Origin of the sequence: Micromonospora sp. ATCC 39149, from assembly GCF_000158815.1 — a bacterium.
Taxonomy (GTDB): Bacteria; Actinomycetota; Actinomycetes; order Mycobacteriales; family Micromonosporaceae; genus Micromonospora.
On the sequence record NZ_GG657738.1, the window covers coordinates 2,836,275 to 2,862,979 of the forward strand.

A 26,705-nucleotide genomic window follows, 5' to 3' on the forward strand; every position below is an offset into this window, starting at 1 on the left:
CCCGCGTCGCGCCGGGGGGCCGTCGTCGACGTCCGGGCCGGTGCGCGGGGCCGGTGGGTGCGCGCGACCTGCCGACCCAGGGGGAGCCTCGTCGGCCCACGGGTCCCGGCCTGCCTCGGAGGAGGTCGAAGGAAACACGCCCTGATCGTGCCAGACCGGGGTGTCGGAACGGTGGCCACGGTTTCGGCAACGTTAAAACCTGCGGCGCGATCGCGGGCAAGGCCGACAAACGGGAAACGACCTGGAGGCGCAGGCGGGGCGATCGGTTACGCTCAAGCCGTTACCCGCCCGTCAGCGACGCCGGGACCCACGCAAGTTCTCAGCGCACCCGGCCTCAGGGGCCGCTGGTCGCGCGCGGCCTTGAGAGCCGCCGGGACGGAGGTGATCGTGTGGAGATCCTGCTGCTGGTGACCGCGCGTGCAGGCGAACCATCGGTGGTATTGCCGGCACTCGACCTGCTGCCACACTCGGTGCGCACCGCGCCACGCGACGTCCGCACGCTGGTTGCCGGCCCAAGCCCGGACGCGGTCCTGGTGGACGCCCGTTCGGAATTGAGCGAGGCCCGGGCCACCTGCCGGATGTTGCACGCCACCGGGCTGGGGGTGCCGCTGGTCGCGGTCGTCACCGAGGCCGGGCTGATCGCGCTGAACGCGGACTGGGGCGTCGACGACGTCATCCTCGCCAGCGCCGGTCCCGCCGAGGTGGAGGCGCGGCTGCGGCTGGCGGTCGGTCGGCTGAGCAACGCCACTGCCGGGGCCGGCGGCTCGATTCGGGCCGGCGAGCTGAGCATCGACCCCGACACGTACGCCGCGAAGCTCAAGGGCCGGCCGCTCGACCTGACGTACAAGGAGTTCGAGCTGCTGAAGTTCCTGGCCCAGCACCCGGGTCGGGTCTTCACCCGGGACCAACTGCTGCGCGAGGTCTGGGGTTACGACTACTTCGGCGGCACCCGTACGGTGGACGTGCACGTCCGGCGGCTGCGGGCGAAGCTCGGCTCGGAGTACGAGTCGATGATCGGCACCGTGCGCCAGGTCGGCTACAAGTTCGTCGTGCCGCCGTCGCGGTCGCTGCCCGAGGCCGAGCACGCCCCGGTCCCCGTCTGATCCGCCGGCCAGTCGGCCGGGCCCGTCCCGGGTCCGGCCGGCGAGTCCACCGCTTCGCTAATTTCCTGTTTGCCCTTTTTGCACTACTCGCCGGTTTTATCCTGACTGGCGAGTAGCCGAGGAAAGGGGCGACGGTGCGTGCGATGACCACAGGGGCGACGAGGGGCCGGTCCCCACAATCGAGCGGCGGCAACCGCTGATGCGCATGGAAGCGACCGGGCGGGTCGTGGCGCTCGCCACGCTGGTGGCGGTTTCCCTGCTCGGTTCCGCGTACGCGCTTGGCCGGAGCATGGTGCCCGCACCGACCCGGCAGCCCACCGGGGTCTCCGCGGGCACGGACGACCCGAGCTTCGCCGACCAGCCGGAGCAGACCGGCCCCAGCCGGGGCGGCGCGCCGTCCTCCACCGACGGCCCCTCCGCCGCGCCGACCGAGACCGGCCAGGACGGCACGGCCGGGCAGCCGCCGGAGACCGGCGGCGACGGCCCGTTCGGCACCCGGGTCACCACCGGGTCGCCGGGGGTGGCGCTCACCTTCGACGACGGTCCGGACCCGCAGTACACGCCGCAGGTCCTGGCGCTGCTGCGGAAGTACGGCGTCACGGCCACGTTCTGCGTGGTCGGCGAGAACGCCCAGAACCATCCCGACCTGATCCAGGCGATCGTGGCCGACGGCCACACCCTGTGCAACCACTCCTGGGGCCATGACGAGCTGCTCGGCCGGCGGCCGGTCGACGTCATCCGGGCCGATCTGCTGCGTACCAACGCGGCGATCCGGGCGGCCGTCCCGAACGCCTCCATCGCCTACTTCCGCCAGCCCGGCGGCGCGTGGACGTACCGGGTGGTGTCGGTGGCCGAGGAGCTGGGCCTCATCCCGCTGCACTGGACGGTCGACCCATCAGACTGGCGGGCCCCCGGAGCCGCCCGGATCGCCCACACCGTCTCCGCCGAGACGCGGCCCGGGTCGATCGTGCTGCTGCACGACGCGGGCGGCAACCGGCAGGGCACGGTGGACGCGCTGAACAGCCTTTTGCCGGACCTGGCGGGCCGGTTCCGGCTGGAGGCCCTGCCCACGGGCACCACCTGAGTGCCGCTCCCGCTACCGTTGCTCGGGTGAGCAGCGCCGAGCCGACGACCGACCGGATGACCCGGGCCGCCCTGCTGACGCCGGCCGAGGTGGCCGACGTGCTGGCTCTGGCCCGCGCGGCGGGGGACGCCGACGGCGCCGACCCGTTCGACGAGCACACGCTGCTGCGGCTGCGTGACCCGCAGGCCCCCGCCGTCCACCTCACGGCCCGCGCGCCGGACGGCGCGCTGATCGGCTACGCCCACCTGGACACCACCGACCCGGCCGGTGGTGTCGGCGTGGAGTTGGCCGTCCACCCCGCGTACCGGCGGCGGGGCACCGGCCGGGCGCTGGCCCGGGAGTCGCTCGCCGCCGCCACCGGGCCGGTACGGGCCTGGGCGCACGGCGACCACCCGTCCGCCGCCGCGCTCGGCGTCGACCTCGGCCTCGCCCGGGCCCGGGTGCTCTGGCAGCTACGCCGGCCGCTGGCCGACCCGCCGCCCGAGCCGCGCCTGCCCGACGGGGTGGTGCTGCGCGCGTTCGTCCCCGGGCAGGACGACGACGCCTGGCTCGCGCTGAACGCTCGGGCCTTCGCCAGCCACCCGGAGCAGGGCCGCTGGACGGCCGCCGATCTGCGGGTGCGCCTCGCCGAGCCGTGGTTCGACCCGGCCGGCTTCCTGCTCGCCGTCTCCTCGGCCACCGGCCGGCTGCTCGGCTTCCACTGGACCAAGGTGCACTCCCGACCCGGCTCGGCCCGCATCGGCGAGGTCTACGTGCTCGGGGTGGACCCGTCCGCGCACGGCGGCGGGCTCGGTGGGGCGCTCACCGCGGCCGGGCTGGCGTACCTGCGTCGGCGGGGGCTGGACCGGGTGATGCTCTACGTCGACGAGTCGAACACCGGGGCGGTCGCTCTCTACGAGCGGGCCGGCTTCGCCCGGTGGTCCGCCCACGTCAACTACCACCTCGGCTGACCGGCAACCTCCCCGGTTCCCCGCGTCACGGCGATGTCACGCCACGGCTTCGGCGCGATAACGGCTGTCCGTATATATCGCATTAATAGCGATAGTGGGCCGCGAGTTCACGAAATGGACAACCCCTCCTCGGCCTATGGCCACCTTACCGGCCGGACCTGTTCACCCCTCGTTTACTTGCGACCGGCGATCCGGCTACCTGGCACTCCTAGCTTTCAGATCAGCCGGGTCACGCCGGCCCTCCCCCGGGCCACCCAGCCGGGAACGGCCCGTCCAGACGTGAAGGGAAACCCCTCAGGTGAAGCTCCAGCGGCACGGCACTATCGCCTGCCTCGCTCTTACTGCGGTGCTCGGTCTCAGTGCATGCGGCTCGGACAATAACGAGCCCGCCGGCGGCGCCTCCGCGTCCGGCTCGGCCGCGGCCGACTGTGCCACCGGCACCCTGAACGCGCAGGGCTCCTCGGCCCAGAAGAACGCCATGGCCGAGTGGATCAAGGTGTACCAGCAGAAGTGTGCAGGCAGCACGATCAACTACGAGCCGTCCGGCTCGGGTGCCGGCATCCAGGCGTTCATCGCCGGCACCGCCGACTTCGCCGGCTCCGACTCGGCCCTCAAGCCGGAGGAGCAGCCGCAGGCCGACGCCAAGTGCACCGGCGGCAAGGCCATCCACCTGCCGATGGTGATCGGCCCCGTGGCCGTCGCCTACAACGTCAGCGGCGTGGACAGCCTCCAGCTCAAGCCGGCCACCCTCGCGAAGATCTTCGCAGGCAAGGTCACCAAGTGGGACGACCCGGCGATCAAGGCCGACAACCCGGACGCCAAGCTGCCGTCGACCACCATCCAGACGGTGCACCGCTCGGACGAGTCCGGCACCACCGACAACTTCACGAAGTTCCTGGCCAAGACCGCGGGCGCGGACTGGACCTTCGAGAACGCCAAGGCGTGGAAGGCCCCGGGCGGCACCGGCGCGAAGGGCTCCGACGGCGTGGCCAGCTCCGTCAAGGGCGCGGACGGCTCGATCGGCTACATGGAGTGGTCCTTCGCCGAGAACGCCGGCCTGAAGATGGCCAAGATCGGTAACGGCGCGGGCGAGTTCGCCGAGCTGACCGCCGAGAACGCGGGCAAGACCATCGCTGGCGCCAAGATCGAGGGCCAGGGCGACGACCTGAAGATGTCGGTCGACTACAACACCACGCAGGCCGGGGCGTACCCGATCGTCCTGGTGACGTACGAGATCGTCTGCAGCAAGGGCCTCGCGGCCGACAAGCTGCCGCTGGTCAAGGGCCTGCTGAGCCACGCCGCCAGCGCCGAGGGCCAGGCCGAACTGACCGAGCTGGGCTACGCCCCGCTGCCGGACTCGGTCCGCACCAAGGTCGAGGCCGCGGTCAAGAACCTTTCCTGACCGGACCGACACCACCACACCTCCCTCAACTCGAAGCGAGCGAGCAGATGGGTGAAACCCCTCCCCGCTCGGCCAACGCCGGCACCGGCGGGATCCGCGTGGCCCCAGGCCACGGGCAGCCCGCCGGTGCCTCGGCGCGTGTGGCCGAGGCACCAGTCAGCACCCGTACCCCCGGCGGGGGCGACCTCGGCGGCGGCGGCGGCCTGCCCCGGGCGCGGGCCTTCGGCGCGGAACGCGCCTTCCGTGGCCTGACCCTGGCCGCCGGCACCGCCGTCCTGGTGATCATCGCCGCCATCGCGGTCTTCCTGATCGCCAAGGCGGTCCCCGCCCTGCGCGCCAACACCGCGAACTTCTGGACGTACGAGGGCTGGTCGCCAAACGACACCGCCCCGGAGTTCGGCATCGGCACGCTCGCCTTCGGCACGGTGCTCAGCTCCGCGCTGGCGCTGCTCATCGCGGTGCCGGTGGCTCTGGGCATCGCGCTCTACCTGTCCCACTACGCGCCGCGCCGGCTCGGCACCGCGCTGGGCTTCCTGATCGACCTGCTCGCCGCCGTGCCGAGCGTGGTCTTCGGGCTCTGGGGGCGGGACATCTTCGTCAACCCGGTCCGGGACTTCTCGGTGTGGCTGAACACCTACTTCGGCTGGATCCCGATCTTCGGCGGCGACGGCCCGTTCGGTAAGTCGATCATGCTCGGCTCACTGGTGCTGGCGATCATGGTGCTGCCGATCATCACCTCGCTCTCGCGCGAGGTGTTCCTCCAGACCCCGACCGCCAACGAGGAGGCGGCCCTCGCGCTCGGCGCGACCCGGTGGGAGATGATCCGTACCGCCGTCCTCCCGTACGGCCGCCCCGGCATCATCGCCGCGGTGATGCTCGGCCTCGGCCGCGCGCTCGGCGAGACCATCGCGCTGGCGATGACCCTCGGCATCACCTTCGGCATCTCGTTCAACCTCATCGAGAACGGCGGCAACACCATCGCCGCCAACATCGCCAACGCGTTCGGCGAGGCGAACGACACCGGGCGGGGCGCGCTCATCGCCTCCGGCCTCGTGCTGTTCACCATCACGCTGATCGTCAACATCACGGCGCGGGCGATCATCTACCGCCGCCGGGAGTTCACGGAGTCGGCCGCATGAGCACCACCGTCGCCAATCACCCCACCCGCCCGCCGGCCCAGCCGGCCACCCTCCGGGCGAGGCGGCTGCCGAAGTACGCCCCGCCGGTCATCGCCGCCGCGGCCGTCGCGGTCGCCGCCGCCGTCGTGTACGGCACGAGCATCGGCGGCCCGGTGCTCGTCGTGGCCGTCGCCGCGCTGCTCTACCTGGCCGGCCTCTTCGCCGCCGCCAACGCCGTCGAGGGGCGTCGCTCGGCCCGCAACCGCACCTGGAGCGCGCTGATCCACTCCGCGTTCGTGCTGGCCGTCCTGCCGCTGGCCTCCGTGGTGTGGACGCTGGTCAGCAAGGGCGTCGAGCGCCTCGACGGCAACTTCTTCGGCACCTCGATGAACAACATCGGGGCTCGGGATGCCAACGGCGGCGCGTACCACGCGATCGTCGGGACGCTGGAGCAGGTCGGCATCGCCGCGCTGATCACCGTCCCGCTCGGCATTCTCTGCGCGATCTACGTGGTCGAGTACGGCCGGGGCCGGTTCGCCTTCGCGATCCGGTTCTTCGTCGACGTGATGACCGGCATCCCGTCCATCGTCTCCGGCCTGTTCGTGCTGGCCTTCTGGGTACTGGTCGTCTCGCCGGTGTTCAACGACGGCCGGCCGGGCTTCTCCGGCTTCGCCGCCGCGCTGGCACTGAGCGTGCTGATGCTGCCCACCGTGGTCCGCTCCACCGAGGAGATGCTGCGGCTCGTCCCCGCGCCGCTGCGCGAGGGGGCGTACGCCCTCGGCGTGCCGAAGTGGAAGACCATCCTGCGGGTCGTGCTCCCCACCGCGCTGCCCGGCATCGTCACCGGCGTCATGCTCGCCATCGCGCGGGCGGCCGGCGAGACTGCGCCGGTGTTGCTCGTGGCCGGCGGCGGCGCGGCGATCAACCTCAACCCGTTCGAGAACAACCAGTCGTCACTGTCCCTCTTCGTCTACCAGCAGGCGGGCGACGCGTCGAAGTACGCACCGGCGCGCGCCTGGACGGCGGCGCTGACCCTGGTCACCCTCGTGCTGATCCTGACGATCGCGGCGAAGCTGCTGGCTCGCCGGAACCGGCTCGGCCGATGAATCCCGGAGGTACCACCATGGCCAAGCGCGTCGACGCCTCGAACGTCACCGCCTACTACGGCGCTTTCAAGGCGATCGAGAACATCAACCTGACCGTCGAGCCGAAGACGGTGACCGCCCTGATCGGGCCGTCCGGCTGCGGCAAGTCGACCTTCCTGCGGTCGATCAACCGCATGCACGAGGTCCTGCCGGGCGCCCGCGTCGAGGGCGACCTCACCATCGACGGGCAGAACATCTACGACCGCGACGTGGACGTCACCGCCGTACGCCGGATGATCGGCATGGTCTTCCAGCGGCCCAACCCGTTCCCCACGATGAGCATCTACGAGAACGTGGTGGCCGGGCTGCGGCTCAACGGGGTACGGAAGAAGTCCATCCTGGACGAGGCGGCCGAGAACTCGCTGCGCTCGGCGAACCTCTGGGACGAGGTGAAGGGCCGCCTCGGCAAGCCGGGCGCGGGCCTGTCCGGCGGCCAGCAGCAGCGGCTCTGCATCGCCCGCACGATCGCCGTCGAGCCGCAGGTGGTGCTGATGGACGAGCCGTGCTCGGCGCTGGACCCGATCTCCACGCTGGCGATCGAGGACCTGATGTTCCAGCTCAAGGACAAGTTCACCATCATCATCGTCACGCACAACATGCAACAGGCCGCCCGCGTCTCCGACCGCACGGCCTTCTTCTCGATCGAGAAGACCGGGGACCCGGGCCGCCTCATCGAGTACGACAACACCCAGAAGATCTTCAGCAACCCGAGCCACAAGAAGACCGAGGACTACATCACGGGCCGCTTCGGCTGAGGTGCGACGCAAGGGGCTCTTGTTGTCGCCTGGGCGACAACAAGAGCCCCTTGCCAACCGCGCGGCGGCAAGGGCGCTCAGCCAAGCACGAAGCGAGGCTCGCCGTCGGCGGGCAGGTCCAGGCGGGGGGTGACCGGGGTCGCGGCGTCGCGGGTGGCGGACGCGCGGGCCACCCCGGCCAGGTCGCCGGCGGCGGCCACCTGGGCCAGCGTGACCAGGGTCGGCGGCAACATGGTCAGCTCGCCGGCCTCCGCCCGGGCCAGGGCGTCCGCCGGCCGGACCCACATGGTGTGGTCGGCCTCGCCGGAGACGTCCCGGGTCCGCTGGCCCAGCGGCAGGAGCGCCACGAAGAAGTACGTGTCGAAGCGGCGCGGCTCGAACTCCGGAGTGATCCACCGGCTCCACGGCAGCAGCAGGTCCGACCGGAGAGTGAGCCCCCGCCCGGCGAGCAGCTCGGCGAAGCCCCGGCGGCGTGCCTCCAGGTCCTGCCGCGCGGCTTCCCAGTCGTCCCCGCTGACGTCGCCCACCACGGTCGCCGCGTCCGGGCCGGCCAGCAGCACCCCGGACTCCTCGAAGACCTCCCGGGCGGCGGCGCACACCACCGCCTGGGCGACGTCCGGCGCGAGGCCCAGCCGCCCGGCCCAGCCCGCCGGCTCGGGCCCGGCCCAGTCGAGGTGAGCCGCGGAGTCGGACGGGTCCACCCCGCCGCCGGGGAAGGCGTACACGCCGCCGAAGGCCATTGTGGCGACGCGACGGATGACGTACACCTCGAAGTCGACGCCGGCCGGGCGCAACAGCAGCACGGTGGCCGCGACCCGGGGCCGCGCCGGCGTGCCGCCCTCGGCGCGGAACCGGCGCGCGTTCTCGACCAGGGCCGGCGGGGCGGCGAAACCGTGCCTGTCGATCGTCATGCGCCGAGCCTAGTCCCGCAGAGTGGATCGGCCGGTCCGGCGGCGGTGGGGGGTCGGCCCACATCCCGCTAGCGTGGGCGCATGACACGTTGGGGGATTCTGGCCACCGGCCACATCGCCGGCCGCTTCGCCGACGACCTGCGGTTCGTGCCGGGGGCCGAGTTGGTCGCGGTCGGCTCGCGGACGCCGGAGGCGGCACGGTTGTTCGCCGAGAAGCACGGCGCGCAGCGGGCGTACGGCTCCTGGGCGGAGCTGGCCGCCGACAACGAGGTGGACGCGATCTACGTGGCCACCCCGCACGCGGCCCACCACGAGGCCACGATGACCTGCCTGGCGGCGGGCCGGGCGGTGCTGGTGGAGAAGCCGTTCACCCTCGACCTGGCCGACAGCATCGAGCTGGTCGAGGTCGCCCGCGCCCGGGGGGTCTTCCTCATGGAGGCCATGTGGATGCGCACGAATCCGCTGATCCTGCGGGTGGTCGAGCTGCTCGCCGACGGGGCGATCGGGCAGGTCACCAGCGTGCAGGCCGACTTCGGAGTGGCCGGGCCGTTCGCGCCGGAGAGCCGGATGCGCGCCCGGGCGCTCGGCGGGGGCGCCCTGCTCGACCTGGGCGTCTACCCGGTCAGCCTGGCCCACCTGCTGCTCGGCCTCCCGCAGCACGTGCGGTCCTGGGCGAAGATCGGTCCGGAGGGCGTGGACGAGAACACCGGCATCGTGTTCGGCTACGACTCGGGGGCGGTGGCGACGCTGAGCTGCGGCATTATCGGGGCCACCCCGGTGGTCGCCTCGATCACCGGCACCGCCGGCCGCATCGACCTGCCCGCGCCGTTCTTCCGGCCGCCGTCGGCGACCCTGCACCGGGCCGGCGCGGAGCCGGAGACGATCCCCGCCGACCTGACCGGCGATGGCTACCAGTACGAGGCGATCGAGGTGCAGCGCTGCCTCGCGGCGGGGCTGACGGAGAGCCCGCTGGTGCCGCACGCCACCACGCTTGAGGTGATGGGCCTGCTCGACGACATCCGCGAGCAGATCGGCGTGCACTACAAGTGAGGTGCAGGGAAGGGCCCCCTGTCAACGCATTCTGTTGTACAGGGGGCCCTTCCTGACCGCCGGGGCCGGCCAGCGCGCGGGCCGGCAGCGCGCCAATTCGGCGGGCCGGTCGGCGGGCGGCTGTCAGCCGAAGATCGGCCGAACCAGCAGGTAGGTGACGCAGGCGATCAGCGCCGCCGCCGGGAACGTGACGATCCAGGCGACCACGATGTTGCCCGCCACGTTCCAACGCACCGCGGAGAACCGCTTCGTCGCCCCCACGCCCATGATCGCCGAGGTGATCGTGTGGGTGGTGGAGATCGGCACCTTGAGCACCAGGGCGTTGAAGTAGAGCACCGCGCTGGCCACCGTCTCGGCGGCGAAGCCCTCCGGCGGACCCAGGTCGATGATCTTGCGACCCAGCGTCCGGATGATCCGCCAGCCACCGGCGTACGTGCCGGCCGCCAGCATCGCCGCCGAGGTCCAGAACACCCAGCCGGGAATGTGGGTCTTGTCGTCCTGGAAGCCGCCCGTGTAAAGGGCGAGAACCACGATGCCCATGGTCTTCGCGGCGTCCTGCATGCCGTGGCCGACGGACATGGCCGCCGCCGAGGCGGTCTGCGCCCAGCGGAAGCCCCGGTTCAGCTTGCCCGGCTGCCCGTTGCGGAACAGCCACAGGATCGCCAGCATCATCAGGTAACCCAGGGTCAGACCGACGAGCGGCGAGAGCACCATCGGCAGTAGCACCTTCTCGCCGATGTTGACCCACTGCACCACGCCGCCGGTGGCCAGCAGGGTCGCCCCGACCAGGCCGCCGAACAGCGCGTGCGAGGACGACGACGGCAGGCCGAAGTACCAGGTGATCAGGTTCCAGGCGATCGCGCCGAGCACCCCGGCGAAGACCACCCCCAGGCTCTCGATGCCGGTGGGCAGGGTGACCAGGCCGTCGCCGACGGTCTTGGCGACCCCGGCGCCGAAGTGGGCGCCGACGAAGTTGCCGACCGCGGCGAGGGCGAGCGCGACCCGGGGTGTCAGGGCGCGGGTCGAGACGCTGGTCGCGATCGCGTTGGCGGCGTCGTGGAAGCCGTTGGTGTAGTCGAACACCAGGGCCACCGCGATCACCGCCAGCACGGCGATGAGTTCGGAACTCACAGGATCAGGACTCCTTGACCGCGATTGTCTCGACGGTGTTGGCCACGTGCTCGAAGGCGTCGCAGGCGGCCTCCAGCTCGTCGGCGACCTCCTTCATCTTGAGCACCGTCAAGGCGTCGTACTCGCCGGAGAAGAGGCGGACCAGGAGCATCCGGTACGCCTGGTCGCCGTCGTTCTCCAGCCGGTTGCACTCGATCCAGTAGTCCTCGAGGTCCTTCATCGACCTCAGCCGGGGCATCGCCTCGGCGGTCAGCTTGGCCTGCTGGTCCAGCACGTTGACCAGCTCGTGCAGCTCCCGTGGCAGCGCCGGCAGCTTGGTCAGCCCATACAGGTAGAGCAGGTTGCCCACGGCCTCCAGGTGGTCCATCACGTCGTCGAGCAGCGAGCCCAACCGGTAGATGTCCTCCCGGTCGAACGGGGTGATGAAAGTAGAGTTGATCTTCTTGTACAGGTCGTGGGTGATCTGGTCGCTGTCATGCTCGACCTCGGTCAGCCGCTCGCTCACCGACTGCACGTCGACGCCCGGTAGGGCCAGCTCGTTCAGCAGCTCGGTACCCCGCACCAGGTTCTGCGCGGCCCTGGTGAAGAGCTCGTAGAAGGCGCCCTCGGTGGGGCGGAAGGAAAACTTCACAGCCTGGACCTCGTCGTGTCGGTGGAAGGGTGGCGGACCCCCGGGGGTGCCTGCAACGGGAATGCTAGGAAACAGCGGAACCGCTAATTCGTCGGCCCACCCCTGGCCAGTCGTCATTCACTGGTCGTTCACCTTCCGTTCATCTGAATCCGGTCAATCGCCGCGCAACCGCCTACGCTCCGCCGCCACGTCGAAGTCCGCCGGCGGATACCCGAGATCGAGGTCGTCGAACGTCTCCCGGAGCAGGTGGGCCACCGCCCAGTCCCGGTACCACTTCCGGTCCGCCGGCACCACGTACCAGGGCGCGGCGTCCGTGCCGCACCGGCTCAGGGCCTCGGCGTACGCCGCCTGATAGTCGTTCCAGCGGGCCCGGGAGTCGAGGTCGCTCGGCTGGTACTTCCAGTGCTTCGTCGGGTCCGTCAGCCGCGCCAGCAGCCGCTCGCCCTGCTCGGCGTACGAGATGTGCAGCATGACCTTGACCAGCCTCACCCCGGCGTCGGTCAGCTCCCGCTCGAAGGCGTTGATCTCGTCGTACCGGGCCCGCCAGACGGCCTCCGGTACCAGCGACTCCACCCGGGCGATCAGCACGTCCTCGTAGTGCGAGCGGTTGAAGACCCCGACGTACCCGGGCGGCGGCAGCGCCCGCCGGATCCGCCACAGGAAGCCGTGCCGCCGCTCCCGCGCCGTCGGCGGGCCGAACGAGCGGATGTGCAGCCCGAGCGGGTTCATCGCCCCGGCCACCCGCCGGATCGTGCCGTCCTTGCCGCCGCAGTCCATGGCCTGGAGCACCAGCAGCACCCGGTCGGGTCGGCCCCACCCCGGCCCGGCGTCGGCGGCCGTCGGGGTGCCGCTGGGGACGCCCGGACCGGCCGCGCCCTTCGCGGCGGCGTACAGCATCTCCTGCTGCCGCCCCAGGGCCGCGCCGAGCAGCCGCGCCTGCTCGCGCGCCCACGCCTTGCGGCCCTTGGCGGGCCGGTCGCGGCGATCTGCGTGGCCGCCGGCGCGGCGCTGACGATCGCCAGCACCGCCGCAGTCGGCGGCGGACGCCGGCAGCCCGGGCGTCGACCGGGGGTCGATCGCCGCCAGGTCGACGGCGTCCCCGCCCACCCGCAGCAACTCCCGCATCCCCGCGCCCTCGGGCGGCACGACGCCACGAACATCCCGGGCAGCACCTGCTCGCGCACCATCGAACCCGCTCATCACAGGATCATCACCCACCCGGTCCGCTCTCGCCCGTCGAGCACCCTCCGGGGCCCGGCCTCGGGGTGGCGGCCGACTGGCCGCCGCGCTGGTGACGGGCCGCCAGGCGGCGGGCTCAGACCACCAGGGCCAGCCACTTCCGGTACGACGTGGCGAACGGCTCGCTGCCGTCGCCGAGCGCGCCCAGCAGCCAGCGCGACGCCGCCTCCGCCTCGACCACCAGGTCGTCCGGGTAGCCGAACTGCTCCCGGTGCTCGGCGAACTCGTCCTCGTCGCGCAGCTCGACCAGCCCGGTGCCCCGACGGCGCACCACATCCAGGTCGAGGTCGAACAGGTGGACCGTGTCGTCGCCCTCCCAGCGCACCGGGGTGGTGACGTCGCAGTAGACCTCGCTCGTGCGCGGCGGCGGGTTGAACATGCACGTCCACCAGGCGTGGTGCGGCACCAGCAGGACAAAGGGGATCTGCTCGACGGAGGGCCGGCCGTGGTAGATGGAGTCGGTGCCGGCCGGCACCCCGAGCCACACGCCAAGGTCGTCGGTGGCCAGATGGCGGGCCGGGTAGTCGCGGTGGGCGCTGCCGTCGTACTTGCGGTAGATCACGCGGACCACGTCGCTCGGCATGAGTCGCACCCTAGTCGATAACGCCCACCCGTCGCGCGGGGGAAGTAACAGGATCGGCCCCGGAGGATTCCGTAGCGTGACCACCCCGCCACGCGGGACGGGGGCGGACCGGTGTCGGCGGCGACGGGTACCGTCGCACGGTGACTCCGCCGCGCACCGCTCCCGGTTCCGCTCTCCCCCGCAGTTCCGCCCGGCGGCGCGGCAAGCGGGCCGACGCCGGGGAGCTGCTCGCCGCGGCGGTCGGCGCGGTCCCCGGCGGCGCGGCCCGCCCCGGCCAGCAGCAGATGGCCACCGCGATCTCCGAGTGCGTCGCCTCCGGCGAGCACCTGCTGGTGCAGGCCGGCACCGGCACCGGCAAGTCCTTGGCCTACCTGGCCCCGGCCCTGACCGTGGACGGCCCGGTGGTGGTTTCCACCGCGACCCTGGCGTTGCAGTCCCAGCTCGTCGACCACGACCTGCCCCGGCTCGCCGACGCCGTGGAGCCGGTGCTCGGCCGCCGGCCGACCTTCGCCGTGCTCAAGGGCCGCCACCACTACCTCTGCCTAGCCCGGCTGGACAACGCGACCGAGGAGGAGCCGACGGACACCCTCTTCGACGCCGCCCCGCCCCGGCCGGGCGGCGGGGGCGGCGGGTGGCTCGGCGAGGCCGGGCGGCTCGGCAAGCAGGTCCAGCGGCTGCGCGACTGGGCGATGGAGACCGACACCGGCGACCGCGACGAGCTGGACCCGGGCGTCGACGACCAGGCCTGGCGGCTGGTGTCGATGCCGGCCCGGGAGTGCGTCGGGGCGTCCCGCTGCCCGTTCGGCGCCGAGTGCTTCGCCGAGGCGTCCCGGGCCCGCGCCCGGGAGGCCGACATCGTGGTCACCAACCACAGCCTGCTCGCCGTCGACATGATCGCCGGCCGGCACATCGTGCCGCCGCACAAGCTGCTGATCGTGGACGAGGCGCACGAGCTGGCCGACCGGGTCTCCTCGGCGGCCCAGGCCGAGCTCGTGCCGGAGCTGATCGACCGGTCCACCCGGCGGGCCCGGCCGCTGCTGCGCCCGGAGATCGCCGAGCGGCTCACCGAGGCCGGCGACGCCCTCGCGGTCGGGCTGGCCGAGGTGCCCGCGGGCCGCCTCACGGCCGGGCTGCCCGGCCCGCTGCGCGAGGCGTGCACGCTGCTCGACGCCGCCACCCGCGCCGCGCTGGACGCGATCGGCGAGGTCAAGTCCGACGACCCGGACCCGGTCCGCAAGCAGCAGGCCAAGGCTGTGCTGGACGAACTGTCCGCCACCGCCCAGCGACTGCTGGAGGAGGCCGAGCACGACGTGGCCTGGGTGGAGAAGCCCGACAACGGCAGCCGCCGGGCCCTGGTGGTGGCCCCGCTCTCCGTCGCCGGCACCCTCGCCACCCACCTGTACGACGAGCGCACCGTCGTCGCCACCTCGGCGACGCTGGCGCTGGGCGGCCGGTTCGACACGGTGGCCCGGGCGCTGGGGCTGGACGCGCCGCCGCCCGCCCCGCCGTCCCCGGCCGCCGCCGCACTGGCCGCCGCCACGGCCCGTGGGGACGCCCCGGTCGCCGCAGCCCCGGGCAGCCGCCCCGCCACCGGCACGGTGCCCGCCACCGAGGGGCCGGGCTGGCGGTCGCTCGACGTCGGCTCCCCGTTCGACTACGCCCGGCAGGGCATCCTCTACGTAGCCGCGCACCTGCCCCGCCCGGCCGCCTCCGGCCTGCCCGACGCGGCCGGCGAGGAGCTGCTCGACCTGGTCGGGGCGCTCGGTGGGCGTACCCTCGGGCTTTTCTCCTCCCGGCGGGCCGCGCAGCAGGCGGCGGAGCTGTTGCGCGCGAAGACCGACCTGCAGATCCTGCTCCAGGGCGAGGAGGCGCTGCCGCTGCTGGTCCGCCGGTTCCGCGAGGAGCGGTCGAGCTGCCTGTTCGGCGTGATGTCGCTGTGGCAGGGGGTCGACGTGCCGGGCGACTCCTGCCAGCTCGTGGTGATCGACCGGCTGCCGTTCCCCCGGCCGGACGAGCCGCTCGCGGCGGCCCGCGCCGCCGCCGTGGACGCGGGCGGCGGCTCCGGATTCTCCGCCGTCAGCGTGCCGATCGCGGCGGTGCGGCTGGCCCAGGGCGTCGGCCGGCTGATCCGGGCCACCGGGGACCGGGGCGTGGTCGCGGTGCTCGACTCGCGGCTGGAGACGGCGCGCGGGTATGGCCCGTTCCTGCGCCGCTCGCTGCCCCCGTTCTGGTACACCACCCGCCCCGAGGTGGCCCGTGGGGCCCTGGAGCGACTCGGCAAGTCGTGACGCCGGGCCGCCCCTGTCCGGGCCCCGGCAGGGTGCCCGCGACGCGGCCGGGCGGTCAGGGTGCCTGCGAGGCGACCACCACGGCGTCCGGCGGGGTGTCCGGCACGGTACGCGCGGCGAGCCGCCGGACGGCCGTGTTGAGCACCGCGATCAGCGGCACCGAGACCAGCGCGCCGGTGATCCCGGCGAGCACCACGCCTGCGGCGATCCCGATGATCACCGCGAGCGGGTGGATGGCCACCGCCCGGCCCATGATCAGCGGCTGGAGCACGTGTCCCTCGACCTGCTGCACGCCGATCACCACGCCCAGGATGATCAGGGCGGTGACCGGGCCGCTGTCGACCAGCGCCACCAGCACCGCGACCCCGCCGGAGAGGGCGGCACCGACGATCGGGATGAACGCACCGAGGAAGACCAGGGCGGCCAGCGGGAACGCGAACGGAATGTCGAAGATGACCAGGAAGGTGCCGATACCGACCGCGTCGATGAACGCGACCAGCACGGTGGCCCGCACGTAGGCGCCCAGCGTCTCCCAGGACGCCCGGCCGGCGTCGTCGACCTTCCACCGGGCCGCCACCGGCAGCAGCCGCACCAGGAAGCGCCAGATCCGGTTGCCGTCGCGCAGGAAGAAGAACGTGGCGAAGAGCACCAGCACGATGCCGGTCAGCACCTCGGCCAGGGTCGCCGCCGTGGAGACGGCCCCGCTGGTGAACCGCTCGGTGTTGTTGTTGATCCAGGTTGGCGCCTCCTCGATGTACCGGTCGAGCTGGCTGTCGGACAGGTGCAGCGGGCCGGTCTTCAGCCAGTCCTGGATCTGCCGGACACCCTCGGAGGACTTCTTGCTCAGCTCCGGCACGCCCTGGATGAACTCGTTCACCACCAGCGTCAGCGTGCCGACCACGGCGGCCAGGCCGCCGACCAGCACCACCGCGGTCGCCAGCGAGCGGGGGAAACGCGCCCGCAGCAGCCAGCCCACGGCCGGGGCGAGCAGGGCCGAGAGCAGCATGGCGACGGCCAGCGGAATGATCACGATGCTGATGGTGGCGACGACCTTCAGCAGCGCCCAGAACACGACGCCGATGACGATGAGCCGCCAGGACCAGGCCGCGGCGATACGCAGCGCGTGCGGCACGTCCGCGTCGTCCCGGCTGGCGGTGGAGCTGTGCATCGCGGCGGGCGGCTCGGCTCCGACCACGACCGCCGACGGCGGTGCCACCGGCCCGGGCGAGCGCGGCGAGGCCACGCCGGCCTCCTCCGGCACGTCGACGCTACCGGGCGGCACCGCACGGCGGCCCCTCACGTCGGCCCGCCCGGTCGGGTCGGCGCGGGCCCGCCGCACCGCGTCCCGTCCCGACTCGTACGCGCGACGCAGCCGTCCTCGTACCCGCTCGAAGCGGCTCAAGCGCACCTCCCGCAGCAGAACCCGCCCGCCCAGACGACAGGGGGGACAGGATACGTCCGACCTCCCCTACCCTAGGGCGGTTCCACCACACATTGCCCCCCCGGCCCGGGACCGCGTAACCCACCGGCGAGACCGCTCCGGGCGGACGCGGTACCGTTCCGTTCGTGACCGCCGATGCGAATCTCGACTCCGGCCTGCCGATCCGCCTGTTGCACGACCGGGTGCTGGTGCGGATGGAGGGCAGTGAGGGTGAGCGCCGCTCCACCGCCGGCATCGTGATCCCGGCGACCGCCGCCGTCGGCAAGCGCCTCGCCTGGGCCACCGCCGTCGGAGTGGGCCCCCACGTGCGCTCGATCGTCTCCGGCGACCGGGTGCTATTCGACCCCGACGACCGTTCCGAGGTCGAGCTGCACGGCCGGGGGTACGTGCTGCTGCGCGAGCGGGACGTGCACGCCGTGGCCGCCGAGCGGGTCGAGGCGGAGGCCACGGGCTCCACGGGCCTCTACTTGTAGGGAAGGGCCCCTGTCGACACCTTCGATAGAACAGGGGCCCCCTCCTGACACTCCCCCCGGGCCGCATCGTGTGCGGCCGGTCGGGGGTGCGTCGTTTGCGGCCGGCGGCGACGGGAAGCCAGGCACGTCCAGCACCCTGGGGAGGGAGCGTGCCGGTGTTCGTGAAGAAGGTGTTCCTCTGGGGAGGCGTCGCGTTCCTGATCTACTTCGTGGCGTTCCAGCCGGACGGCGCGGCGCAGGTGTGCAAATCGATCGGCGGCGGCCTGATGGCGATGGCCCAGGGCATGGGCGACTTCCTCACCAGCCTGACGACCTGACCGCTCGGCAGACCCTGCCCCGCCCGACCCGCTCGGCGGGCCCTGAACCACCCCGACCAGCAGGGCAGCTTCTCCCCGCCCTGAACCCGCTCGGCGCGGCCGGGCACACGAGCCCCACCCCGGCCGCCGAGGCCGGGTCGTCACCCCGTGCGCGGCGGCCAGGGCGCGGGCGGGTGGGGGCCGTACCAGCCGGGCGGGCCGTAGCCGGCGGGGTGGGCCGGGGGCTGCGGCGGAACGAGCACCACCGGGATCGGCACCACCGGCTCGTCCGGCGCCTCGACGGGCCGGTGCGAGCCGTCGGGGAACCGCAGGTGGTAACGGTGGCCGTCCCAACTGCCGACCGGGGTCTGCGGGTCCCGCCCGACGAAGAACGACCGGTACGCGGTGAGCGCGTCCAGCAGCTCCCGTTCCTCCCGCGCGGTCCGTTCCCGGTCGGCCGGCCTGCGGTCCAGCCCTCGGCGCATCCCGTCGCGCAGCAGCGCCAGCCGGGTGGCCGAGAACTGGTACCCCCGCATCGCCTTGACGCCCGCGTCGCCGGCCACCCGGCGGGCCCACGTCCGGGCCGCGTGCCGCCGGCCCAGGCTGCCCAGCGACGCCACCTCGGGTGGGGTGAGCCAGCCGGCCCGCACGTAGTCGGGCAGGGTGCGTTCGGTCAGCCGCCCCTCCCAGCCGCGCAGCCAGACCGCCAGCCCGACCATGGCGAAGAAGATCGGCACCATGACGCCGAGGTAGCCGTACAGCGCGATCATGACCTGGCCGGTGGCCTGCGCCAGTGACGGCAACAGGTTCCAGGTGCCGTGCAGCATCATCGCCAGCAGCAGGCCGGCGAGCGGGGCGAGGAACCGCACCCGCCGGTCGGCCGTCCGGGCGGCGATGCCGAGCCCCACCCCGGTCATCGAGGTGAACAGCGGGTGCGCGAACCCGAACAGCAGGATCCGGACGATGAAGATCGCGATGACCTGCCGCGCGCCGGTGGCCGGGCCGTACTCGTCGACGCCGGAGGCGTAGCCGTAGCCGCCCAGGTAGAGGATGTTCTCCACCATGGCGAAGCCGACCGCCGACAGCCCGCAGTAGACGAGACCGTCGGTGATCCCGGACCACTCTCGCCGGCGGAAGATCAGCAGCAGGATCGGCCCGAGCGCCTTGGTCAGCTCCTCGATGAACGGGGCGACCAGCACCCCGGTGAGGGCGTTCGGCAGCCCCCAGTCGGCGAACCGGGCGGCGAAGAACTCGTTCACGGTCAGCGAGGCGGCCGTGGAGACGAACGCGCCCCACGCGAAACAGAAGATCAGGTACTTCAGCGGCTCCGGCTCGTACCGGTCGAGCCACAGGAAGCAGGAGACCAGCACCGGTACCGGCAGGATCGCGGCGACCAGGCCGATCAGCAGCGCCTGGGCCCCGAGGTTGGAGCCGAGCACGAAGAGCATGTAGACCGCACACGCCGCGATCAGCAGCACCACCAGGGCCAACACCAGGAACCGCCGCCAGCCCAGCCGGCGCAGCGGCATCCGGGGGGCGGGCCCGCCGGGCGGCGCGGGGACGTCGGGCGCGGTCCACGGCGGCACAGCTGCGCCGCCGGTCGGGGTGTCGGCCATTCTGTCAGCGTAGTCACCCCCCGCCGCCCGTTCCGGGCGCATCCGGTGGCCGCTATCCTGTGGGCAGGTCACGAGCGCCAGCGTCAAGCCCCGGCTTGCTGGCCGGCAACCCTCGTCGAGTTCGCGGTGGGGTGCCCCGGGTGATGACCGGGCCCAGCCCCGTCCGGCGCTGGGCAAGCGCGGACCCCGTCCCGGTGGCGTCACCCGGGGTCCCCGGACCCGGAGGTCGGCCATGACCGTCACCCTCGTACCCCCGCCCGCCCCGCTGCCCGCGCGGACCGCGCCGGCGTCGTCGCGGCCGCTCGACGTGCTCGGTGTGCCGGGCCAGACCAACCTGGACCACGCGGCGAGCGCGCCGTGCGCGCGGGCGGCGGCCGACGCTGTGGCCGAGCTGCTGCCCTGGTACGCCAGCGTGCATCGCGGCGCGGGCGCGCTGTCGCGCCGCTGCACCCTCGCCTACGAGCGGGCCCGGCAGACCGTCGGCGACTTCTTCGGCGCCCGGGCCGACGACCACGTGATCTTCACCCGGAACACCACGGACGCGCTGAACCTGCTGGCCCGCGCCCTGCCCGCCGGGACGACGGTGGTGACGTTCGCCGGGGAGCACCACGCCAACCTGCTGCCCTGGCCGCGCGGCTCGGTGCGACTGCCCGTGCCCGCCGGCCCGGGCGAGGCGGTCCGGGCGCTGGACGCGGCGCTGACGGAGCTGCGCCGGGGCGCGGTCGCCGGCTCGCCGGTGCTGGTCGCGGTCACCGGGGCGAGCAACGTGACCGGGGAGCGCTGGCCGGTGGCCGAGCTGGCCGCCGTCGCCCGCCGGCACGCCGCCCGGATCGCCGTGGACGCCGCCCAGCTCGCCCCGCACGCCCCGGTCGACGTGGCCGCGCTCAACGTGGACTACCTGGCCGTCTCCGGGCACAAGCTGTACGCGCCGTTCGGCGCGGGGGTGCTGCTCGGGCGGGGCGACTGGCTGGACGCGGCTCCGCCGTACCTGGCGGGCGGGGGCGCGACCGGCCACGTCGGGGACGCCACGCACGAGGTGCGCTGGACCGCCGGCCCGGCCCGGCACGAGGCGGGTACGCCCAACCTGCTCGGCGCGGTCGCCCTCGCGGCGGTCTGCGCCGCGCTCGCCGACGCGGACCGGGTCGCGCTGCACGCCCGGGAGCAGGTCCTGCTGGCCCGGCTCCGGAACGGCCTGAGCGCCCTGCCCCGCGTGGTGGAGCTGCGTACCTTCGGCCCGGACGCGCCCCGGGTCGGCATCGTCTCGTTCGTGGTCGCCGGCCGGGACTCGGCGGAGGTCGCGGCGGAGCTGGCCGGCCGGTACGACGTCGGGGTTCGCGACGGCCTGTTCTGCGCCCACCCGCTGGCCCGGCGGCTGCTCGCCGAGGCGGCGGCCCGCAGCGGGCGGGCGGACCTGCCGTCGACCGCCCTGCGGGCGAGCCTCGGCCTGGGCAGCACGGCACAGGACGTCGACCGCCTGCTGGCCGCCCTCGCCGAGCTGTGCTGAGCCACCCATCCTGATCCCCGCGTCCCCGCACTCCGGTCCCCGCGCCCGGCACCTGGTGCGCGCCTCCCCGCGCGCCGCGTCCCCGTGCCTCGCGCCACTCAGCCCAGGGGCGGGGCCGTGGGGGGCTTCGGGGAGGCGCCGGCCTCGGTTGTGCCCGTGGCCGGCTTCTCCTGCTCGCCGAAGGACTGCCGGACCAGCCGGTTCGCCTCCTGCTGCTCGATCCCGGAGGCCACCAGCAGGTCGCTTGCGGTGGTCCGCACCTGCGCGATCACCACGCTGCCGGAGAACCCGACCCCCTGCTCGTACGCCCGGCCAGCCTCGCTGACGGCGCGCAGGCAACGCTCCCGGGCCTTCTCTGGCTCCGCCCCGACGGCGAACTCGTGGCGGAGCAGGCGGACCGCCTCGGCGAGGTGGGTCACCGCCTCTGGCATCGGCTCCGGCACCGGCTCCTCGTCCTCGATCATGGTCACCGCGCGCCGGATCAGGGTGCCGCTGTTGCGCATCGCCCGGTCGATGGGGTCGGCCGCCTCGGCGTAGTGGGTCAGCTCGCTGCGCCGGTGCCAGCGAGCCGGGGAGAGGGTACTGGTCTCCTTCGCACCCTCGATCGCCTCCGTGAACGTGGCTAGCTCCGCCTTGTTCTCCCGGAGCCGTTCCAGGGCGGCCTGGGCGCTGTCCCGGTCGCGGTCACGCAGCGCCCCGGCGGCCACGTCGAGCTGTTCGGCGAGCAGGTCGAGTGCGGGTCGGGCGGCCCGGTTGATCACCTGGAGCGGGTTCAGGGGCAGCAGGAGCGCCGTCACCACCAGCGCGATCCCGCCGCCGACGAACGCGTCCACGAAGCGCGGAATCTCCAGATCCTGGGTGGACGGGCTGAGTGTGACGATCAGCACGGCCGTCGCGGCGGCCTGGATGACGATCGCCACGCTCGCGCCGAAGAAGATGGTCAGCAGGATGGCCGCCGTCACCACCAACCCGAGCTGCCAGCCCCCCGTACCCAGGAAGTAGATCAGCACGTCGCCGAGGAACACCCCGACCGCCACCCCGACGATCAGCTCGACGGTCCGCCGCAGCCGCTGGCCGACCGATGCGGCGAGGGTGCCGACCGCCGAGATCGGCGCGAAGACCGGCTGGGGGTTGTGCATCAGCTCGTGGGAGACGATCCAGGCCAGTGCCGCGGCCAGCCCGGCCTGACCGGCCAGCCCGAGCGCCATCCGGACCCGGTGCAGCCGGTCGTGCAGGGTGGCCCGGCCCCGTTGGCGAAGCTGCGCCATCGCCGCCGCGATCCTTGGCGCGTCGACGTCGGTGTCGCCCTCGCGCAGCCCAGCACGCCGCAGCAACGAAGGTCGGCGGTCCCGGGCCACGGCCATGGCGGGGACTACCCGCCGGAGGGACGGTGAATCCTCGCCCGCTGCGGCAGACTCGGTCGGGTGACGGAACTGGACGACGGCCGGGGGCCCGACCCGGACGCCGACCGGGCTGGGCTGGACGCCGACCGGGCGCTCAGGCTCGGCAACGGCCAGCCGGTCGGGCCGGAAGACGACCGGGCGGTCGGGTTGCTGGACCGGTGGCGGGCGGCGGCCCGGGGTACCGGCGTGCCCGACGGCCCCGCGCTGGCCCGCGCCGGAGAGGACCTGCTGACCCGCTGGCGGGAGCCGCACCGGCGCTACCACACGGTCCGGCACCTGACCGCCGTACTCGACGTGGTCGACGCGTACGCCGTGCTGGCCGACCAGCCGGACCTGGTCCGGCTCGCCGCATGGTGCCACGACGCGATCTACGACCCGCGCGCCGCCGGGGACGCCAACGAGCGGGCCAGCGCCGACCTCGCCGAGGCGCTGCTGACCGGGCTCGGGGCACCGGTCTCGGCGGCGGCCGAGGTCCGCCGGCTGGTGCTGCTCACCGCCGGGCACGCGGTCGCCGCCGCCGACCGCGACGGGGTGCTGCTCTGCGACGCCGACCTGGCCGTGCTGGCCGGCCCGCCCGAGGAGTACGACCGGTACGCCGCAGCCGTCCGCCAGGAGTACGCGCACGTCCCGGACCGGGACTTCCGGCCGGGCCGCGCCCGGGTCCTGGAGTCCCTCCTGGCCCTGCCCGCCCTCTACCACCTCCCCGACCTGGCACCCACCTGGGAACACCGGGCCCGCACAAACCTCACCCGCGAACTAGCCACCCTCCGCTAGCCGCCGGTTAGCCTCAGCTGCATGGCCGGATCCCCCCTCCTCGCTGACCTGCGCGCCCTCCTCGGCGACACCGCCGTCCTGACCGACCCGGACCTGCTGCGAACACACGAGCGGGACGAGGCCGACCTGTGTGCGGCCGGGACGCCGCTGGTGGTGGTCCGCCCGCGCGGCACCGAGGAGGTGGCCGGCGTGGTGCGGGCGGCGGCCCGGCACGGCGTACCCGTGGTGCCGCAGGGGGCGCGGACCGGGCTGGCCGGCGCGGCGAACGCGGTGGACGGCGCGGTGGTGCTGAGCACCGTGGCTATGGACCGGATCCTGGAGATCGACCCGGTGGGCCGGATCGCCGTGGTCCAGCCCGGGGTGGTCAACGCGACACTGGCCGGGGCGGTCCGCCGGGAGGGGCTGTACTACCCGCCGGACCCGGGCTCCTGGGAGTCGTCCACGATCGGCGGCAACGTCGCCACCAACGCGGGCGGCATGTGCTGCGTCAAGTACGGCGTGACCGCCGAGTACGTGCTCGGCCTGGAGGTGGTGCTCGCCTCCGGCGAGGTGCTGCGCACCGGCCGACGCACCGCCAAGGGCGTCGCCGGATACGACCTGACCCGGCTCTTCGTCGGCTCGGAGGGCACCCTCGGCGTGATCACCGAGGTGACCGTCGCGCTGCGGCCCGCCCCGGAGGAGTCGCTGACCCTGGTCGCCGTCTTCGACTCCACGGCGGACGCCGGCACGGCGGTGGCCCAGATCGCCGCGAGGGGGCTCACCCCGAGCCTGCTGGAGCTGCTCGACCGCACGCACCTGCGGGCGATCGAGGCGTACCAGCCGATGGGGTTGCGCACCGACGCGCAGGCGCTGCTGCTGGCCGCCGTGGACACCGGCTCGCGGGCCGCCGAGGACCTGGCCCGGATCGCCGAGGTGTGCGGGAACGCCGGGGCCGACGAGGTGTACGTCGCCACCGACGCCGTGGAGGCGGCGGCGCTGTTGCAGGCCCGCCGGCTGGCCCACCCGGCGATGGAGAAGTTCGCCGCCGACGCGTATCCGGGTGGCAATGGCGGGCTGGTCATCGACGACGTGGCGGTGCCGCGCGGGTCGCTCGCCGAGCTGCTGGACGGGGTGGCGCGGATCGCCGAGGAGTGCGCCGTGCCGATCGGGGTGGTGGGGCACGCCGGCGACGGCAACCTGCACCCGAACATCGTGGTCGACCGCGCCGACCCGGCCAGCGTGGAGCGGGGCCGGCGGGCGTTCGACGAGATCATGCGGCTCGGCCTGGCGCTGGGCGGCACCTGCACCGGCGAGCACGGGGTGGGGCTGCTCAAGCGGGAATGGCTGGCCCGGGAGATCGGGCCGGTCGGGGTGCGGGTGCACCAGGCGATCAAGGCGGCGCTCGACCCGGCGGGGCTGTTCAACCCCGGCAAGGTGCTCTGAGGCCGCCCCGGGCAGCCCGGCGTCAGGCGGTGGCCTCACGCCGGGCTGACCTGGGTGAGCAGCAGCAGGATCCCGTACCCAGGGGTGACCCGCCCACCGGCAGGGGTTCGGCTACCGGGGGGACGACGGCAGCTCGACGGGATCACCGTCGGCCCGGTCCGCCGCGAAGCCCCGCACGTCCGGCGCGCCGAGCCGGGCCGCGTCCGCGGTGGCGTCGTCCGGCATGAGCTGGGACTCCCGCTCCGCCTCCACCCGGGCCCGGTAGTGCTCGACCTCGCGCGCCCGGGTCGCCGCGTCCCAGCCCTGCACCGCACCCATCAGCTCGGCGGCGTGCTCGGCCGACTCCAGGCCGCGGTGGGCGGTCTCGATGGAGATCCGGGTACGTCGGGTCAGCACGTCCTCCAGGTGCAGCGCCCCCTCCGCGCGGGCCGCGTACGTCACCTCGGCCGCCAGGTATTCCGGTGCACCGGCCAGCGGCGAGGCGAGCAGCGGGTCCGCGTCGACCAGCGCCAGCAGGTCGAGGGTGAGGGTGCCGTACCGCTCCAGCAGGTGCTCGACCACCCCGACCGGCATCCCGTGCCGGCGGGCCAGGTCGGCCCGGTCCCGCCACATCGCGGCGTACCCGTCGGCGCCGAGCAGCGGCAGGTCGGCCGTGCGGGACGGGCGGACCCCGCCGAGCCGGCGGGCCGCGCGGTCCACCACGTCGGAGGCCATCACCCGGTACGTCGTGTACTTGCCCCCGGCGACCAGCAGCAGCCCGAGCATGGGCTCGACGACCGCGTGCTCCCGGGACAGCTTGGAGGTGGAGTCTGCCTCGCCGGCCAGCAACGGCCGCAGGCCGGCGTAGACGCCCTCGATGTCGTCGGTGGTGAGCGGCCGGTCCAGCACCGCGTTGACCTGCTCCAGCAGGTACGCGATGTCGCGGGCGGACGCGGCCGGGTGGGACCGGTCGAGCTGCCAGTCGGTGTCGGTGGTGCCGATGATCCAGTGCCCGCCCCAGGGGATCACGAACAGCACGCTGGTGGCGGTACGCAGGATCAGGCCGGTCTCGCCGGTGATCGCCGAACGGGGCACCACGAGGTGCACCCCCTTGGACGCCCGTACCCGGACCCCACGGCGCAGCCCGACGTCGTTGAGCATCCGGGACATGTCGTCGGTCCACACGCCGGTGGCGGCGATGACCGTGCGGGCGCGTACCTCGAACTCGGCGTCCGGTGAGCCGGGCGCGGCCTCCAGGTCCCGGACCCGGACCCCGGTCACCTCGCGCGCCTGCCGGATGAGGCCGACGGCGCGGGCGCTGCTGACCACGGTCGCCCCCAGGCTGGCCGCGGTGCGGGCCAGGGTGACCACCAGCCGGGCGTCGTCGACCTGCCCGTCGTAGTAGCGGATCGCCCCGGCGAGGCTGTCGGCGCGCAGGCTCGGGAAGATCCGCCGCGCGCCCTCCCGGGTGAGGTGCCGGTGCAGCGGCATCCCCCGCCCGCCCCCGAACAACCCGGCGAACGCGTCGTACGCGGCCACGCCGAGGCCGTAGTAGGAGCGGCGGAAGGTGCGGCCGGGCAGGTCGCGCACACCCTGCCCGGCGGGCAGCGGAACCAGGATCGGCACCGGCCGGACCAGGTGCGGGGCGAGCCGGGTGGCGAGCAGCCCCCGCTCGGTGAGCGCCTCGTGGACCAGGTGGAACTCCAACTGCTCCAGGTAACGCAGGCCGCCGTGGATCAGCTTGCTGGACCGGCTGGAGGTGCCGGCGGCAAAGTCGCGCGCCTCCACCAGGGCCACCTTCAGGCCCCGGGAGGCGGCGTCCAGCGCGGCACCGGTGCCGGTCGCGCCGCCGCCGATCACAAGGACATCGAACCGTTCGGCACGCAGTCGCCGCAGGTCGGCGGCGCGTCGCGCCGGGGAGAGCTGGCCGGCGACGCTTCGGGAGATGTTGGGGTCACGCACCCGTCCACCGTAGCCGTCGTGGCCGCCGCGCGGCACGTCGTGATCTCGCCGTACTGTCGGGGAATGGAGGTCGGTCCGTACGCAGGGCGTCCGTTTCTGTCGCCCGTGGTGATCCCGCCGCCGATCCGCCCCAGCCCGTGGCCGGTGGTGGCGGCGGCGCTGGTCGGGTGCTGGACGGTCGCGGTCGCCGTGCCGGCCGAGCTGGTCGGCTGGTTGGCCGACCAGGTCCGGCTCGCCACCGGGCTGGACCGGGCGGTCTGGCTGTGGCCGGCGGTCGCCCTGGTGACAGTGCTGCTGGCCGGGGTGCCGGTGCTGCTGCTGGCCCTGCTGCCCCGCGCCGGGGCGGTCCGGGCCACCGGCCGGGCCTGGCTCGCCGGGCTGCTCGCCCTCGGCGCGCTCACCCTGCTGCGAAACCCTGCCGCCGGTGCACCACGAGGCGTACCTG

23 protein-coding genes, 1 pseudogene and 1 riboswitch are annotated in these 26,705 nt (G+C 73.7%); of the genes and pseudogenes, 15 read left to right on the top strand and 9 right to left on the bottom strand.

Translation table 11 applies throughout. The features are described 5' to 3' along the window. The first annotated feature begins 389 nt into the window (after positions 1-389). The 7 genes from MCAG_RS11990 (at position 390) to pstB (ending at position 7,557) form a co-directional block, all read left to right on the top strand. Positions 390-1,103, top strand: a complete 714-nt coding sequence (locus MCAG_RS11990) for a response regulator transcription factor (RefSeq protein ID WP_007073237.1) — start codon at positions 390-392, stop codon at positions 1,101-1,103. Between the two features lie 199 nt (positions 1,104-1,302). Further along, a complete protein-coding gene (locus MCAG_RS11995; RefSeq protein WP_036373190.1) occupies positions 1,303-2,187 on the top strand; it encodes a polysaccharide deacetylase family protein in 885 nt (294 codons plus the stop codon). 26 nt (positions 2,188-2,213) lie between these two features. After that, positions 2,214-3,137, top strand: a complete 924-nt coding sequence (mshD, locus tag MCAG_RS12000; protein WP_007073239.1) for a mycothiol synthase — start codon at positions 2,214-2,216, stop codon at positions 3,135-3,137. Positions 3,138-3,435: 298 nt separating this feature from the next. Next, positions 3,436-4,539 carry a phosphate ABC transporter substrate-binding protein PstS gene (gene pstS, locus MCAG_RS12005; protein ID WP_007073240.1) on the top strand — a complete coding sequence of 368 codons (1,104 nt, stop codon included), beginning with the start codon at positions 3,436-3,438 and terminating at the stop codon, positions 4,537-4,539. A gap of 47 nt (positions 4,540-4,586) precedes the next feature. Then, positions 4,587-5,678, top strand: coding sequence for a phosphate ABC transporter permease subunit PstC (gene pstC, locus MCAG_RS12010; RefSeq protein ID WP_007073241.1), 1,092 nt, complete (start codon positions 4,587-4,589; stop codon positions 5,676-5,678). Further along, positions 5,675-6,763 (top strand): phosphate ABC transporter permease PstA, encoded by a 1,089-nt coding sequence (gene pstA, locus MCAG_RS12015; RefSeq protein ID WP_007073242.1) that lies wholly within the window; start codon positions 5,675-5,677, stop codon positions 6,761-6,763. The genes pstC and pstA overlap by 4 nt, the downstream gene beginning before the upstream one ends. 17 nt (positions 6,764-6,780) lie before the next feature. Beyond that, entirely contained in the window at positions 6,781-7,557 is a 777-nt protein-coding gene (gene pstB, locus MCAG_RS12020) for a phosphate ABC transporter ATP-binding protein PstB (RefSeq protein WP_007073243.1), read from the top strand. Positions 7,558-7,634: 77 nt separating this feature from the next. Here the strand turns inward: pstB and MCAG_RS12025 are convergent, their stop codons facing one another. Continuing rightward, a complete protein-coding gene (locus tag MCAG_RS12025; protein ID WP_007073244.1) occupies positions 7,635-8,468 on the bottom strand; it encodes an NUDIX domain-containing protein in 834 nt (277 codons plus the stop codon). Positions 8,469-8,549: 81 nt separating this feature from the next. On the opposite strand from MCAG_RS12025, the gene MCAG_RS12030 reads away from it, so the two are divergent. Beyond that, complete coding sequence (locus MCAG_RS12030; protein ID WP_007073245.1) at positions 8,550-9,518, top strand: Gfo/Idh/MocA family protein; 969 nt, start codon at positions 8,550-8,552, stop codon at positions 9,516-9,518. Between the two features lie 123 nt (positions 9,519-9,641). Here the strand turns inward: MCAG_RS12030 and MCAG_RS12035 are convergent, their stop codons facing one another. The 4 genes from MCAG_RS12035 to MCAG_RS12050 form a co-directional block, all read right to left on the bottom strand. Beyond that, positions 9,642-10,649: an inorganic phosphate transporter gene (locus tag MCAG_RS12035; RefSeq protein WP_007073246.1), complete on the bottom strand. Its 1,008-nt coding sequence runs from the start codon at positions 10,647-10,649 to the stop codon at positions 9,642-9,644. A gap of 4 nt (positions 10,650-10,653) precedes the next feature. Further along, positions 10,654-11,280: a DUF47 domain-containing protein gene (locus MCAG_RS12040; RefSeq protein WP_036373192.1), complete on the bottom strand. Its 627-nt coding sequence runs from the start codon at positions 11,278-11,280 to the stop codon at positions 10,654-10,656. 153 nt (positions 11,281-11,433) lie between these two features. Beyond that, a complete protein-coding gene (locus MCAG_RS12045) occupies positions 11,434-12,405 on the bottom strand; it encodes a PPK2 family polyphosphate kinase (RefSeq protein ID WP_036373194.1) in 972 nt (323 codons plus the stop codon). Positions 12,406-12,595: 190 nt separating this feature from the next. Further along, entirely contained in the window at positions 12,596-13,102 is a 507-nt protein-coding gene (locus MCAG_RS12050) for a DUF402 domain-containing protein (RefSeq protein WP_007073249.1), read from the bottom strand. Between the two features lie 140 nt (positions 13,103-13,242). Between MCAG_RS12050 and MCAG_RS12055 the strand changes: the two genes are divergently transcribed. Continuing rightward, positions 13,243-15,390: an ATP-dependent DNA helicase gene (locus MCAG_RS12055; RefSeq protein WP_036373196.1), complete on the top strand. Its 2,148-nt coding sequence runs from the start codon at positions 13,243-13,245 to the stop codon at positions 15,388-15,390. Between the two features lie 55 nt (positions 15,391-15,445). On the opposite strand, the gene MCAG_RS12060 is transcribed toward MCAG_RS12055, so the two are convergent. Continuing rightward, complete coding sequence (locus MCAG_RS12060; protein ID WP_007073251.1) at positions 15,446-16,825, bottom strand: AI-2E family transporter; 1,380 nt, start codon at positions 16,823-16,825, stop codon at positions 15,446-15,448. A 131-nt stretch (positions 16,826-16,956) separates the two neighbouring features. Between MCAG_RS12060 and MCAG_RS12065 the strand changes: the two genes are divergently transcribed. Then, positions 16,957-17,304 carry a co-chaperone GroES gene (locus tag MCAG_RS12065; protein WP_007073252.1) on the top strand — a complete coding sequence of 116 codons (348 nt, stop codon included), beginning with the start codon at positions 16,957-16,959 and terminating at the stop codon, positions 17,302-17,304. A gap of 155 nt (positions 17,305-17,459) precedes the next feature. After that, complete coding sequence (locus MCAG_RS33635) at positions 17,460-17,621, top strand: hypothetical protein (protein ID WP_198141798.1); 162 nt, start codon at positions 17,460-17,462, stop codon at positions 17,619-17,621. Positions 17,622-17,761: 140 nt separating this feature from the next. On the opposite strand, the gene MCAG_RS12070 is transcribed toward MCAG_RS33635, so the two are convergent. Then, the gene (locus tag MCAG_RS12070) at positions 17,762-19,216 is read right to left on the bottom strand and encodes a PrsW family intramembrane metalloprotease (RefSeq protein WP_157548006.1); all 1,455 of its coding nucleotides are present in this window, start codon (positions 19,214-19,216) and stop codon (positions 17,762-17,764) included. A 66-nt stretch (positions 19,217-19,282) separates the two neighbouring features. Then, positions 19,283-19,402: riboswitch (SAM riboswitch) on the top strand. 46 nt (positions 19,403-19,448) lie between these two features. On the opposite strand from MCAG_RS12070, the gene MCAG_RS12075 reads away from it, so the two are divergent. Next, a complete protein-coding gene (locus MCAG_RS12075) occupies positions 19,449-20,720 on the top strand; it encodes an aminotransferase class V-fold PLP-dependent enzyme (protein ID WP_007073255.1) in 1,272 nt (423 codons plus the stop codon). A 98-nt stretch (positions 20,721-20,818) separates the two neighbouring features. Here the strand turns inward: MCAG_RS12075 and MCAG_RS12080 are convergent, their stop codons facing one another. Then, on the bottom strand, positions 20,819-22,078 hold the full coding sequence (locus MCAG_RS12080) for an aromatic acid exporter family protein (RefSeq protein ID WP_232290377.1): 1,260 nt from the start codon (positions 22,076-22,078) through the stop codon (positions 20,819-20,821). 192 nt (positions 22,079-22,270) lie between these two features. Here MCAG_RS12080 and MCAG_RS12085 point away from each other — a divergent pair, with 192 nt between their 5' ends. Both MCAG_RS12085 and MCAG_RS12090 read left to right on the top strand, forming a co-directional pair. Further along, entirely contained in the window at positions 22,271-22,897 is a 627-nt protein-coding gene (locus tag MCAG_RS12085) for a metal-dependent phosphohydrolase (protein WP_036376935.1), read from the top strand. 21 nt (positions 22,898-22,918) lie between these two features. Further along, the gene (locus MCAG_RS12090) at positions 22,919-24,319 is read left to right on the top strand and encodes an FAD-binding oxidoreductase (RefSeq protein WP_007073257.1); all 1,401 of its coding nucleotides are present in this window, start codon (positions 22,919-22,921) and stop codon (positions 24,317-24,319) included. Positions 24,320-24,430: 111 nt separating this feature from the next. Here MCAG_RS12090 and MCAG_RS12095 read toward each other — a convergent pair whose 3' ends face one another. Next, positions 24,431-26,245 (bottom strand): glycerol-3-phosphate dehydrogenase/oxidase, encoded by a 1,815-nt coding sequence (locus MCAG_RS12095; RefSeq protein ID WP_036376937.1) that lies wholly within the window; start codon positions 26,243-26,245, stop codon positions 24,431-24,433. A gap of 78 nt (positions 26,246-26,323) precedes the next feature. Here MCAG_RS12095 and MCAG_RS33640 point away from each other — a divergent pair. Next, positions 26,324-26,705, top strand: a pseudogene (locus tag MCAG_RS33640) (peptidase S8); the annotation flags it as partial.